Annotated in this window: 13 protein-coding genes and 2 riboswitches; of the genes, 5 read left to right on the forward strand and 8 right to left on the reverse strand. The window is 40.5% G+C overall.

Annotation, left to right across the window (positions count from 1 at the left end):
- Positions 1-2: 2 nt before the first annotated feature.
- From ACRPLY_RS15290 to ACRPLY_RS15305, 4 genes are all read right to left on the reverse strand, one after another.
- Positions 3-641, reverse strand: a complete 639-nt coding sequence (locus tag ACRPLY_RS15290; protein WP_098112864.1) for a methylthioribulose 1-phosphate dehydratase — start codon at positions 639-641, stop codon at positions 3-5.
- The gene (locus ACRPLY_RS15295; RefSeq protein ID WP_048020344.1) at positions 638-1,303 is read right to left on the reverse strand and encodes a 2-hydroxy-3-keto-5-methylthiopentenyl-1-phosphate phosphatase; all 666 of its coding nucleotides are present in this window, start codon (positions 1,301-1,303) and stop codon (positions 638-640) included. The genes ACRPLY_RS15290 and ACRPLY_RS15295 overlap by 4 nt, the downstream gene beginning before the upstream one ends.
- Positions 1,300-2,544 carry a 2,3-diketo-5-methylthiopentyl-1-phosphate enolase gene (mtnW, locus tag ACRPLY_RS15300; protein ID WP_289578822.1) on the reverse strand — a complete coding sequence of 415 codons (1,245 nt, stop codon included), beginning with the start codon at positions 2,542-2,544 and terminating at the stop codon, positions 1,300-1,302. Before mtnW ends, ACRPLY_RS15295 begins: the two co-directional genes overlap by 4 nt.
- Before the next feature lie 80 nt (positions 2,545-2,624).
- A riboswitch (SAM riboswitch) is annotated at positions 2,625-2,731 on the reverse strand.
- Between the two features lie 130 nt (positions 2,732-2,861).
- Positions 2,862-4,034 carry a pyridoxal phosphate-dependent aminotransferase gene (locus tag ACRPLY_RS15305; protein WP_028414169.1) on the reverse strand — a complete coding sequence of 391 codons (1,173 nt, stop codon included), beginning with the start codon at positions 4,032-4,034 and terminating at the stop codon, positions 2,862-2,864.
- Between the two features lie 112 nt (positions 4,035-4,146).
- Here ACRPLY_RS15305 and ACRPLY_RS15310 point away from each other — a divergent pair, with 112 nt between their 5' ends.
- The 5 genes from ACRPLY_RS15310 (at position 4,147) to ACRPLY_RS15330 (ending at position 8,177) form a co-directional block, all read left to right on the forward strand.
- The gene (locus ACRPLY_RS15310; protein WP_028414170.1) at positions 4,147-4,929 is read left to right on the forward strand and encodes a carbon-nitrogen family hydrolase; all 783 of its coding nucleotides are present in this window, start codon (positions 4,147-4,149) and stop codon (positions 4,927-4,929) included.
- Positions 4,930-5,020: 91 nt separating this feature from the next.
- A riboswitch (SAM riboswitch) is annotated at positions 5,021-5,172 on the forward strand.
- Between the two features lie 135 nt (positions 5,173-5,307).
- On the forward strand, positions 5,308-6,480 hold the full coding sequence (gene mtnK / locus ACRPLY_RS15315; protein WP_432231936.1) for an S-methyl-5-thioribose kinase: 1,173 nt from the start codon (positions 5,308-5,310) through the stop codon (positions 6,478-6,480).
- A 35-nt stretch (positions 6,481-6,515) separates the two neighbouring features.
- Entirely contained in the window at positions 6,516-7,574 is a 1,059-nt protein-coding gene (gene mtnA / locus ACRPLY_RS15320) for an S-methyl-5-thioribose-1-phosphate isomerase (RefSeq protein ID WP_028414172.1), read from the forward strand.
- Between the two features lie 124 nt (positions 7,575-7,698).
- The gene (locus ACRPLY_RS15325; RefSeq protein WP_289578821.1) at positions 7,699-7,938 is read left to right on the forward strand and encodes a hypothetical protein; all 240 of its coding nucleotides are present in this window, start codon (positions 7,699-7,701) and stop codon (positions 7,936-7,938) included.
- A gap of 74 nt (positions 7,939-8,012) precedes the next feature.
- Positions 8,013-8,177: a hypothetical protein gene (locus ACRPLY_RS15330; RefSeq protein WP_014461081.1), complete on the forward strand. Its 165-nt coding sequence runs from the start codon at positions 8,013-8,015 to the stop codon at positions 8,175-8,177.
- Here the strand turns inward: ACRPLY_RS15330 and ACRPLY_RS15335 are convergent, their stop codons facing one another.
- From ACRPLY_RS15335 to ACRPLY_RS15350, 4 genes are all read right to left on the reverse strand, one after another.
- Positions 8,178-8,681: a methylated-DNA--[protein]-cysteine S-methyltransferase gene (locus ACRPLY_RS15335; RefSeq protein WP_028414173.1), complete on the reverse strand. Its 504-nt coding sequence runs from the start codon at positions 8,679-8,681 to the stop codon at positions 8,178-8,180. It abuts the gene before it with no gap.
- A gap of 19 nt (positions 8,682-8,700) precedes the next feature.
- Complete coding sequence (locus ACRPLY_RS15340) at positions 8,701-10,857, reverse strand: PAS domain S-box protein (protein WP_231099213.1); 2,157 nt, start codon at positions 10,855-10,857, stop codon at positions 8,701-8,703.
- A gap of 285 nt (positions 10,858-11,142) precedes the next feature.
- Positions 11,143-11,856: a LutC/YkgG family protein gene (locus tag ACRPLY_RS15345; protein WP_289578820.1), complete on the reverse strand. Its 714-nt coding sequence runs from the start codon at positions 11,854-11,856 to the stop codon at positions 11,143-11,145.
- On the reverse strand, positions 11,834-13,273 hold the full coding sequence (locus ACRPLY_RS15350) for a LutB/LldF family L-lactate oxidation iron-sulfur protein (protein ID WP_028414176.1): 1,440 nt from the start codon (positions 13,271-13,273) through the stop codon (positions 11,834-11,836). The genes ACRPLY_RS15345 and ACRPLY_RS15350 overlap by 23 nt, the downstream gene beginning before the upstream one ends.
- Positions 13,274-13,283: the final 10 nt, after the last annotated feature.

Raw genomic sequence — 13,283 nt, forward strand, 5'->3', positions numbered from 1 at the left:
TTTTATAAATGCACCTTTGGCTTAATGCCTTTAAGTGATAGTAATTTCACATGGTAGCTAAATAGAAATTCATAGGCTTCTAGCGCTTTTTTTGTTTCAAACGCATTTTTCCCCCATACCGTAATCCCGTGGTTACGAATTAAAATCGCGCCTTGATCGCCTTTTATATGGTGAGAAAATTCTTCTGCTAGTGTCGGAATATCCGCGTAATTCGGAATAATCGGAACAGTAATTTCCGCATCTTCCTCCCAAATACCCAGTGCCTTAATAATTTCTTGGCCTTTGAATGAAATAAACCCTTCACCTCCGTACAGTTCAGAGATCACGTTGTTGTCGATTGTATGTACATGAAGGCTGCACCCAGCATTCGTTGACTCGTAAATCTTAACGTGTAAAAGCGTTTCAGCAGAAGGCTTTAAATGCGTTTCTTCTGCAGGCTTCCCGTATTGATCAACTAACAAAAAGTCTTCATTTGTGCGTTTTCTTTTATCTTTTCCACTTGCTGATACAAAGAAAGTTGTCGGATTTTGATCCACTTTAATCGCTAAGTTTCCGCTTGTACCGAAGAACCAATCGCGCTCTGCCAACTCATCTTTTATATCTGCAAGCTCGTGTAATCTTTGCTGAGCCATAATACTCATGCTTTCACCTCTTCTGTTAATTCTTGTAAATGGTGAATCACATCATAAAAAGTAGAAAAAGGACGATACGGTAGAGATAGCTCTTCGCATTTTTTAATTAAAAAGTCACGCGCAATGACAGTGTCAGCTAATTTGGCAGCCTGCAAATCTGTAATTGAATCGCCAATAACAACCGTATGATCTCTTTCATCTGCAAGATGGCGAATAATCGTTGGCTTACAGCAGCCGCAGTCATTTGTACACTGTTTATCACATGTATGAGGCCACGTAATGGAAATATGCTCACCGGAAAAATCAGATCCGTTGCAGTAGAGCATTTCCTCTGCAACTCGATTTCCCAAAAGCGGTTTTACAAAAAAGTCAATTCCTCCGCTTACAATATAAAGCGGAATATGATGCTCTTTTGTATAGGCAATAAAATCATCAAATCCATCTCGAATAGCAGACGTCTCTAAAATATAAGAAATAATATCTTCCTTTAATTCCACGGGAAGCAAGGCAAACATTTGCCCTACTCCTTCTTGAATGGAGACGCGCTGTGCTAGCACGTCGTCTTTAATACTTTCCCACTCCGGAGGAGCAAATTGTTTCATAATAGCAATAATGTTATCGCTATTTGTGATTGTTCCATCAAAGTCACAAAAGATTTTTAACGATGTCATGCTTTCACCTCTACTGTTCCCCATAGTTGCAAAGCTTTTTGCAACTCTTTTGATTCTTCCGCTTTTTCGGCTAGTGTTTGATGAGAGAGTACTGCATCTATCGCCGAACGGAATGCTTTTCCTCCTCCGATAGCGCCGTCTGGATGACCGTGAACTCCGCCTCCTGCATTAATAATGCTGTCGATTCCAAAGTCTTTCACAAGCTGCGGTACCATTCCAGGATGAATTCCTGCTGAAGGAACCGGGAAAGTCTGCTTATATTTGTACACAGGACGCGTTAATTCGTAGGCAATGCCTGTCGTATCTTCAAGAGAAAGCGCTACGCTTCCGTATGGTGATGGAAACAGTGAGAAATCTGCTCCGGCTAAGCGCAATAGTTTTCCAAGCAGTAATGAATTTGAAAAACCGTAAAACTCTGATGGCGTAAGCGCTCCGCTAACAGCTGGGTGTGCCATAATCGGCAAGTTAATTTCATCATCTTCTCGAAGTGCCTGCAGTACGTCTAACCCGTAAGCAAATACGTTGAATAAAAGAGCATCGGCTCCTAGCTCAGCTGCTTTTCTCGCTTTTTCTTTTAATTCAAACGTTCGTCCCGTTAAATTAACAGCATACAGCGTGCGGTGTCCCGTTTTTTCGTATACGTCATTCAGTACTTTTTTTCCTTCTGTAACGCGAGTTTCAAAAGGTGTTCGTTCACTATCAAACAAAATCTCGTCGTCTTTAACCAAATCCACTCCGCCAAGCGCTTGCTCACGCAGCTGAGTTGTTAAGTACGTCATGTCTCTTCCAATCACGCCTTTAAAAATACTCATCACAAGCGGACGGTCATAAACGCCTAGTTTCTCTCGTATACCTTCTATTCCAAAGCGCGGTCCTGGGAATTCAGCTAATAATTCATCAGGAAAATCCAAGTCTAATAATTTCACTTTTCCATCAAGTGATAGTTTTCCGAAAACCGTAACTAAAATAGCCGGTAAATCTCTTGAAAAGTTGGCAGTAGGATAAGCAATTTTGACAATAGCCTGCTTAACCTCTCCGCCTAAATATCCGTTAACACGTTCGCAGTCTTGAAGCTCAGTTACGGATACGACGCGCCCTTTATGCTTTTGAAGCTGCTGTTGATCTAAAAGCGGCAGATCTGTCCATGAGCCGACGGTTAGTCCTAAAGCGATTCCTTCCGCTTTTTTATGAAAATTTCCTTTATTGTCATGTAGTAAGTAGCTTGCAACGATTTCACTCATTATGCTAAAAACTCCCTTGCTGTTTAATATCGTTAATAAAAAAAACCTCTTCTGTGATTAAGAAGAGGCTTTCGTTGCTCTTCTTATCTCTCAGCTGCTGCTGCAAGAATTAGCACCGTGCTTAACATGCGTTAAGTCGGTTGCCGGGCTTCATCGGGCTAGTCCCTCCACCTACTCTTAATAAGAAAGTTGCTATTTATTTAAATTGAATTCGTAGATTATATACTAAATAAAAAATACCGCTAGGATTTATCGGTTATTAATCTCGTTAACTTCTTACATATTAAGCCAACTCAAAAAGGATTGTCAATGCGTTTTTAAAATAAATTTAATTTTTTTATTCGAGATACAGCTTCTCTCATGCGCTCTTCATCCGTCAGCAGTCCTACGCGCACATAGCCTTCACCATATGTTCCGAAGCCTACTCCAGGTGCCACTACAACGTGGGCTTTTTCAAGAAGTAAATCTGAAAATTGTTCAGAAGTATATCCTTTAGGAACTTTTAGCCATGCAAAAAAGGAACCCGCTGGAGATGTAACGTCCCAACCAATTTCTTGAAGCCCTTGAATAAAGGTATTGCGTCTAGATTCATAGCGCTTAACTAAATCATTCACACATTGTTGAGATTCTAACAGAGCTGCCGCTGCTGCCTCTTGAACCGCCCCAAAGAGGCTGACATACATATGATCTTGAAGAAGATTAATAGCTTCTACTACACTTTCATTTCCTACAGCAAATCCAACTCGCCATCCCGCCATGTTATACGTTTTAGAAAGAGTATAAATTTCAATTCCCGTCTCTTTTGCACCAGGAGTCTGTAAAAAGCTGATTGGCTTTTTACCATCAAATCCAATGGCTCCGTAGGCAAAGTCGTGTACCACACAAATATCGTGCTTGGCAGCAAACGCCACGGTGTCTTCAAAAAATTCTGCCGTTGCCACTGCACCGGTAGGATTATTCGGATAGTTTAAAAACATGAGCTTTGCCTGTTCTTTAGCACGTTCACCTATCTCTTCGTATACGGGCAGAAAATGATTTTCAGCCGTGAGCGGCATCACTTCCATCTTTGCTTTTGCAAGCTCTACTCCAGACCAGTAATCAGGATATCCAGGATCCGGAACCAGCACCGTATCTCCAGGATTTAACAAGCACTGCGGGATTTCAACAAGTCCACCCTTTCCGCCAAATAAAATAGCTACTTCTTTTTCAGGATCCACATCAACGCCATATTCTCGTTTATAAAAAGTCGCAACGGCCTCTTTTAAAAACTGGTGCCCCCGAAATGGAGAATATTTATGATGCATAGGATTAGCACTTGCTTTTTGGAGTGTTTCTACAATATGTGAAGGAGTAGGCTGATCAGGATTTCCCTGCCCTAAGTTAATAACGTCGTGCCCTTGGGCCATTACTTTTCCTACCTTGCCCACAAGTGATGCAAAAAATTGTTTTGGTAAACTTTTTAATAGTTCCGATTGCTCAAATTGTTTCATCATCGCACACCTTCTCAAAAAATTCTTGAAATTCTAGTCACAAATAATATATTGTAATACTCAACTTGTAAAGTCATTTTTTTCAACTACTAAAAAAAGGACGGATGATAAAGTGAGTGTAAAAATCACGTGTTTGCAGCTTGATATTGCGTTTGGAAACCCAACTAAAAACCGAAAATATATTCAACAAAAAATGACGGAAGCTCTAAAAGAAAACCCTGACATCCTTGTGCTTCCTGAGCTATGGGATACAGCTTATGATTTGACGCGGCTAGACGAAATTGCCGATGATGAAGGACAGCAAGCCAAGCAATTAATCTCTCAATTTGCTAAAACGAACGAAGTAAATATTGTGGCAGGTTCGATCGCGAAAAAAACAGAGCAAGGCGTCACAAATACGATGTATATTTTTGACCGAAAAGGTCGTGAAGTATCACAATACAGTAAGCTGCACTTATTTAAATTAATGGATGAGCACCTCTATCTAGAAGCAGGAACAGCAAAAAATCTTTTTACACTTGAACAGTCTTTATGCGCAGGAGTTATTTGTTACGATATTCGTTTTCCAGAATGGATTCGCGTGCATACTAGCAGCGGAGCAGAAGTCTTATTTGTTGTTGCTCAGTGGCCGGCTCCAAGACTTGCCCATTGGAAAGCACTGCTCATTAGCCGCGCAATCGAAAATCAATGCTATGTAATCGCGTGTAATCGTGTAGGCCAAGATCCTAATAACACATTTGCCGGACATTCCTTAGTCATCGATCCGTGGGGAGAAATAATCGCTGAAGCTGGCGATAGCGAAGAACTTTTAAGTGCCGACGTTAACCTGGAACTTGTAAAAGAAATTCGTAAACAAATTCCTGTCTTTACAGATCGCCGCACAGAATTTTATTAATTATGTATTGACAGCCGTTTTTTTGCATGATACGATTTTCACCAGATAACATAAAATTTTCAAACAAATCAAAATTGAATAAGTAATCGTACTCTTATCAAGAGTTGGCTGAGGGATTTGGCCCTGTGAAGCCCAGCAACCGACCGTCATTCCATCCTAAGATGGATCACACCCGTAAAACATGTTTTTACAAAGGCACGGTGCTAATTCCAACAGAAAGTAATTCTTTCTGGCAGATAAGAGGTTTGAACACTACAATCAAGCCTCTTTCCAACGAAAGAGGCTTTTATATTTTCTAAAATTATAAAAGCCTCCATACATTCTTAAACCTATTAACTTAGTAAACAAATCAGTTTAATAAACTATGGAGGGATTCTAATGTCAACAACAAAAACAGAGAAGTATCAGCCTTTAACAGAAATTTCAGCAATCAAACTTGTGAAAAAGCTAGGTCTCTTTGATGCCACAGAAGCACTGACTGCCCGTGAAATCGGTGATGGCAACTTAAATCTCGTCTTTCACATCATAAATGATCAAACGAATAAATCCATTATCGTCAAACAAGCACTTCCTTATGCAAAAGTTGTAGGCGAGAGCTGGCCTCTATCCTTGAACCGTGCCACGATTGAAAGCAATGCGCTCAAGCAATTCGGTGCATTTACCCCTGAACTCGTACCAGCTGTGTATTACCACGATGAAACGCTTGCTGTTACGGTCATGGAAGATCTGTCTCATTTAACGATTTCCCGCGCCGGACTTATTCAAGGAGAAAGTTATCCCCTGCTTTCACAGCATATCGGTTCTTTTCTAGGACATATTGCGTTCAAAACGTCGGATTTTGCCTTAAAGCCTCAGGATAAAAAAGAAGAAGTCGTCAAGTACAGCAATCCGGACTTATGCAATATTACGGAAGATTTAGTTTTTACAGATCCTTTTTTTGATATCGATACAAATGAATTTGAAAAAGCGCTGCGTCCTGATGTAGAAGAATTGTGGAACGATGGAGATGTAAAGTTACAAGCAGCAAAATTAAAATATAAATTTTTAACAAATGCCCAAACGCTAATTCACGGTGATTTACATACAGGAAGCATATTTGCTAGCAGTCAAGAAACGAAAGTGATTGATCCAGAGTTTGCTTTTTACGGTCCGTTTGGATTCGATTTAGGCCAATTTGTTGCAAATTTATTTTTAAATGCTCTTTCTCGAAAAACAGATCGCGAACCGTTATTTGCACACATTACGAACACATGGAACGTATTTAAAGATACCTTTACTGCGCTTTGGCATTCTGAAAACACTGAACCTTTCGCTAAAGATGAGCGCTTGTTACATGAAATTTTAACGCAAACGTGGCAAGATGCTGTTGGATATGCAGGGTGTGAAATCATTCGACGTACGATTGGCTTAGCTCACGTGGCGGACTTAGACGAAATTTCTTCAGAGGAAAGAAAAATTAACGCTAAACGTACTGCGTTAAAAATTGGACGCTATTTACTTCTGCACCAACAAGACGTTTCACCAAATGAATTTGAACATTTACTTCGATAACGAATAATGTACACAATGAAAGGATCGGTATCAGCATGACAAATACACTATCACTTCCGCGCTCAGTGGAATGGAATGAATCATATATTACTTTATTAGATCAGCAGCAGCTTCCTGGCAAAGTTGAATATATTAAGCTGCAAACCATTAAAGACGTATGGGATGCTATCACTACCTTGAAAGTACGCGGAGCCCCTGCAATTGGCATTACGGCGGCTTTTGGTCTTGCTCTTTCTGCGCTTAGCTATGACACGGATTCAGTCAAGGAATTTAACAAAAAGCTAGCTCTAGATCAACAGTATTTAGCTAGTTCACGCCCGACTGCCGTCAATTTATTTTGGGCATTGGACCGCGTAGCGAAAAGCGCTGAATCCGCTTCGTCCGTTAATGAAGCTAAAACAAAAGTTGTTCATGAAGCGATTCAAATTCAAGTAGAAGATGAAGAAACGTGCTACCGAATTGGAGATCATGCCCTTTCTTTATTTAAAAAGAAAGATAAAATCATGACAATATGTAATGCTGGTTCAATTGCTACAGCTTATTATGGAACAGCATTAGCACCTTTTCACTTGTCTAAGCAGCGCGATATTCCGCTTGAAGTATTTGCTTGTGAAACAAGACCCGTTCTTCAAGGTTCTCGCTTAACAGCATGGGAACTTCAGCAGTCGGGAGTAGACGTTACGCTGATTACGGATAATATGGCTGCTCATACCATTAAAACAAAAGGAATTAATGGGATCATTGTAGGTGCTGACCGCATTGCAGCAAATGGCGATACGGCTAACAAAATTGGAACGTATGGACTTGCTCTTTTAGCGAAAGCATTCGGTATTCCATTTTACGTAGCAGCGCCGCAGTCCACATTTGATTTATCTATTCAAGACGGAAGCAGCATCCCTATTGAAGAACGTTCACCTAAAGAAGTAACGCACATTGGAGATACGCAAATTGCTCCAGACGGAATCTCTGTGTACAATCCAGCTTTTGATGTGACGCCAAGCGAACTGATTACGGCCATTATTACAGAGCATGGAGTTATCCATTCCCCGTCTTTTGAATCCATTCAAAAAGTTTTGCTGCAATCTGCTCAATAACAAGAGGCTGGGACAAAAGTATTTTAGCCCCACTGCAAAACGAACCACTAATCAACATGTTGATTAGTGGTTCGTTTTTTTGTGATGGTAAATATCGTTTTATCTGTTTCGTTCCCTCTAGCAGTTGATTGGAGGGCAAGGCGAAGACTCCTGCGGGGAAAACGGAAGGGGTGAGACCCCGCAGGAGCGCAAGCGACGAGGAGGCTCAGCGGCCGCCCGCGGAAAGCGAAGTCTTGCACGGAAATCAACTGCGGTGTCACAAGCGGTTCAGTTCATCTATACGAGTTGTTCATCTTTAGATGACATTGATTTTGTTATGTCTCAACCTTTTTTATTAAACAGCGCTTTTTGGCTGCATTTGTAACACAATTGTAACAGTACTCTCTGATTTTTCTACATATATTATAGGGGATTCTTTTTGAATAAGGAGGAGTAAAAATGAGTGCAGAGCAAAAAACGGATAAAAACAAAGCGTTGAATCGCAAGCAGCAATATCAGCTATTCGATTTATCCAAAGATGAAGAACTAAATTCCCTCCCTTCTCCTCAGCAAATTGACGGTGTTTTTGTGCAGGGAGAAGGCTGGAAATTAGACGGTGAATAGTTATTTTAACTCCAGAGCGCCTTTTGCTACATTTCTTTCAAGCATTAATAGTTTTTCTTTTATATGAGTTTGGGAACCTGCATAACCTGTTAAAGCTCCATTTTTACCAATAACACGGTGACAAGGTAAAATAATAGGCAGTGGATTTCGACGATTCGCTTGTCCCACAGCCCTTACGGCTTTAGAGCGATTAACAGACTCCGCTACATCACTATAAGACCACGTTTGTCCATAAGGTATACCTTTAAGCGTTAACCACACTTCTTTTTGAAAGTCTGTTCCTTTTATATCCAAAGGCACATCAAATGTTAGCGTGCGCCCTTCAGCATAATCCTGAAGCTGCCGCTTCGCTTCTTTCACAAGGTGATAATTCTCGTCATGGACAAGTTTTTTAAGCTGCTCGTTGTGATCATCGCTATCAAACCAAATATGTTGAACCCCTTTTTCCGAGGCTACAATATAAATTTTCAAATCAGAAAATAAGTTCATTTCTCCATAGTACATACTCGCTTATCCTTTCTGTTTAGGCTGGAAGAATAACACGAAAAGCTGTTCCTTCTCCTATTTTGCTTTCCACTTCAATTCGCCCTTTATGTTCTTCGATAATTTTATATGAGACCATCAAACCGAGCCCCGTTCCTTTTTCTTTTGTCGTATAAAATGGTTCTCCTAAGCGCTTGATGCGCTCTTCGGGCATTCCGTCTCCTTGATCTCGAATGGAGACCGTCACGTAGTGCGGCTCTGTAGAATAGACCTCAACAAAAATTCTTCCCCCGTTTGACGTAACTTCAATTGCGTTTTTAATTACATTTATTAGTACTTGTTTAATTTGGTTCGGCTCGCAGTATACCATTGGCAGCTGAGGGGACACACTTAGTTCAAACTGAATATTTTCTAAAAGCGCTTGAGCATTTAATAAATCAATCGTTTCTTTAACAACCGCAGCTAGATTTTTCTTTTCGAACTTTACGGCCTGTGGCTTAGCGAGTACTAGAAACTCTGTAATAATGGTTTCGATTCTTTTTAATTCGGATTTAATAATATCAAAATAAAGAGAGTGATCTTCTTGAATGCTGCTTTCTAGCAGCTGAACAAACCCTTTTAAAGCCGTCATCGGGTTGCGGATTTCATGCGCAATCCCAGCTGCTAACTGTCCGACTACTTGAAGGGTATCCGATTTCCGAATCTGCTCCTGCATTTGATTTCGTTCCGTTACGTCTCTTAAAAGCGTCATATATAGACCTGGCAAGATATCTTTTTTCGTAGAGAATTCGATGTTTTTAACTTTTTCGTTCCCCGTAACGTACGTAATCTCTCCTTCAGCTTCCCCTTTTTGCTCAATTGTTTCTTTATGCTCAATGACCGCATCTAAATTCGCTGAAGAAATAAAATCCTCCATGGAATGCGCACAAATCTCCTCTTTGCTGAGTTCGAGAATATCACAAAGAGAAGAATTCACATCAATAATATTTCGCTTGCCGTCCCATAAAACTAACCCATCGATCGAACCATTAAAAATCTGTCTGAATTTCTCTTCGTTATTCCGAAGCTCTTGTTCGATTTTTGTACGTTCACTAATGTTTCGAAAAATGGTTAAATGGTCTCCTTCTATAATGCCTTTTTTCCCTGTGAATTCCAACTGTTTGATTTCTCCATTTGGCATGTAAAAAGGAAGCTGATTGCGAATTTCTCCTTCTTTTTGAAATGTTTGCAGCATTTTTAATGCACTAAAGCTTTGCTTATCGATAAACGTATACAAATTACTTCCAATCAATTTGTTCAACGGCAGCTCGAAAGTACGGGACGAAGCAAGATTAGCGTTTAAGATTTCCCCATCGTCTTTCCAAATCAAAATGGCTTCAATCGCATTTTCAAAAATAGCCCTGAAATTTTTTTCGCTTCTCAACAGCTGCTGCTCCATCAGCCGTTTTTCCGTCACGTCTCTCATAATGGACATATAGTATTGACTGTATATATTAGCCGTTGTGGTAAATTCAAAAAAAGTAACGTCTCCATTTTCGAGCTTAATCGGCAGCTCGCCGCTTGTCTTTCCTTCTTGATGCAGAGTTCTCCATAATTTTTTCACTTTATAATGATAAGTAGGTTCTACAAGCTCCTCTAACGTTTTGGTTAAAAGCTGTGCTCTTGTATAATTTAATCGCTCGCAAAATGAAGGGTTCGCGTCGATAAGCTGACCAGTTCGATCAAAAATAACAATTCCATCTACCGCTTCATTAAATACATCCATAAACATATGATGACTAATAAACCGTTCGTTTTCCATCACCTTGTGCTGTGTAATATCTCGAAATGTACACACAATAATGCCCGACATGTGACTATGTTTGTGTGAAGTAAATTCAACATGTTTCATCATGCCGCTTTGAAGCGTCATCGCGCCTTCATATTTGAAATAGCTTTCTTCTAAAAGCGCTGGATAGTACGCTTCAATCATGTCATACGGAAAATACATGAGAAAATCTTTCATTTGATACGTTAATAGCTCATCCTTTGTTTTTTCAAACAGCCCGCAGGCTGATTCATTGGCATTTATAACTTGAAAATACTCATCAAATACGACAATGGCATCTAATACGTCATTAAAAATAGCTCGTAGCTGCTCTAATTCACCTTGCTGCTTTTGCGCAGCTTCAGATGTTAATTCTCTGTGTGGTGACATGCTCATTGCTCCTTTCTTTTGCACTTCCCATTTCCCCACCTTTTATCTATAGACTTAGTATTCTACAAGATTTGCTTTTTACCTTTTTAAAATTAGTCACGTTTATTCAAAATGCGACATTTCTTCACATTCTCCCGTTATTTAAAAAAGGAGCATGAATAAAAGAGGCTGGGACATAACAAAATGAAACCTATGCTCAACATAACAAAGAAAACGAACCGTGAATCAACATGTTTGATTCACGGTTCGTTTTTCACTTCGGCTAAAATACGTTTTCCCCAGCCTCTATCGATCATTCACTACAATATAAGTGGCTTGAATAGGTCCATGCACGCCAACGACTAGATTCATTTCAATATCAGCTGAATTGCTCGGTCCCGTAATAAAGTTAATGCAAGAAGCAATCGTTTCTCCTCGCTCTACTTTTTCATGAATCATTTCAGCAGCTTGTGTCATGCGAGGGACAATGGAGCTTTGAGGAATGATCGCAATATAAGTGGCCGGCAGCAAACTGACCGATCGTCCTTTTGCACCGCTGCTGAACAAAACAACTGTGCCGGATTCCGCTAGCGTCAAATCACTGAATGTGATGCCTACATTTGCTTGTTCAGCTAGTTTAATATTCTCATCGCCTTTTGCAGAATTCCATACATGAAGGCTACTGCTTGTTTCCCATTTCTCCATCAGCAGATTCAATCCATATTCGGAAAACCTAGGATCATCCCACGTGCTCACAAGACCATTTCCATAGTTCGCTACGGCTTCTTCAAGCGCAGCTGGCAAGTGTTGTGATGATGTTTCTACATAGCGAGTATGAGTGCGTTCGCAATGGTTTTCAAGCTCTTTCTTTAGTTGATCCGGCGAATAGCTGCGGTAGACCTCATGCTGAGGAGCATGCTTCCATTGGGGCTTTACTACGCCGCTTGTTCGCCTGCTTCGCTTAAGATTAGCTGCAATATTATCTAAAAAACTGTCTCTATTTTGAATGCTTCCGTTCATCATCATCACTCCTTTTATCAAACCAATCTCGTAAGCGCTCTTTTGTAGGCGCCGGAAACTCTCTGCTTTCCGTCCACGCTTTTAATGGACCAGGTCCTTTTGAAATACTGCTTCCTGACATAAAAGGAGTAAGAGCTGCCGGTGCTACTTTAGCGCCCACTGTATATAGAGAAGAAGAAGCTGCTCCCAAGCCAAATGCTTTCATCGCCAGCTTTTCCGAAATAGGTGCTTTTCCTTCTTTTTCGACAATTCGCTGACGATGCTTGTGTAATAGCTCATGCAGCGGAATTTTGACCGGACAGGCATCCGTACAGGCTGCGCATAGAGTTGAAGCATATGGAAGCTCTTTGTAATCTTCATAGCCTCCAAGCAAAGGGGATAATACAGCTCCAATCGGACCTGAATAAATAGATCCATATGAATGCCCTCCAATATGGCGATACACGGGACATACATTCACACATGCCGCACAGCGAATACACTGTAAAACAGATTGAAACTCAGTTCCTAAAATCGCAGATCGTCCGTTATCTACAATCACTAGGTGAAACTCTTCCGGTCCGTCTACTTCTCCTGGAAGTCTAGGTCCTGTAAGCGCTGTTACGTAACTTGTAAGCCGCTGACCTACTGCACTTCTAGTTAACAGGCTTACCAACACTTCAAACTCTTCAAACGTTGGCACAATTCGTTCCATTCCCATAACCGTAATTTGCGTTTTAGGAAGGGCAGTTGTTAACCTTGCATTTCCTTCATTGGTTACAAGTGAAATAGACCCAGATTCTGCAATCGCAAAATTACATCCCGTGATGCCAATATCAGCTGATAAAAATTCTTTTCGCAGCATTTCCCGGGCGTGAAGAGCTAGTTCTTCAGGTTTTTCCGTTTTTTTATAAGAAAGCTTTTCCTGAAATACATCTCTAATTTGTTCTTTATTTTTATGAAGTGCAGGAGCTACGATATGAGAAGGCGGATCGTGATCATCTACTTGCAGGATATATTCTCCTAAATCCGTTTCAATAACTTCACAGCCCAGTTCTTCTAAAGCAGCGTTCATATGAATTTCTTCTGTAACCATTGACTTGGATTTAACGACTTTCTTTGCCTGCTTTTGCCTCGCTACATTTTTTATGTACTCATTCGCTTCTTCAGCTGTTTGAGCGAAAAAAACGTGGCCTCCGCGTTTAGCTACATTATCCGTGAGCTGCTCTAAATAGTAATCTAAATTTTCAAGCGTATGCTGACGAATTTCTTCGCCAAGCGCTCTCCATTCTTCCCAGTTCCCTAATTCTTCCGCCGCATCTAATCTACGGCTTCTTAAGCGCTCTTGAGCACCTGAAACCGCAAAGCGCATAAACGCATTATTGACTCCGTCATCGACGCGTTTTTTAAACTGATCGTTTCCTATTTTCATAGACATTCGGTATTCT

Source organism: Priestia sp. TGN 0903 (assembly GCF_050846855.1).
Taxonomy (GTDB): domain Bacteria; phylum Bacillota; class Bacilli; order Bacillales; family Bacillaceae_H; genus Priestia; species Priestia zanthoxyli.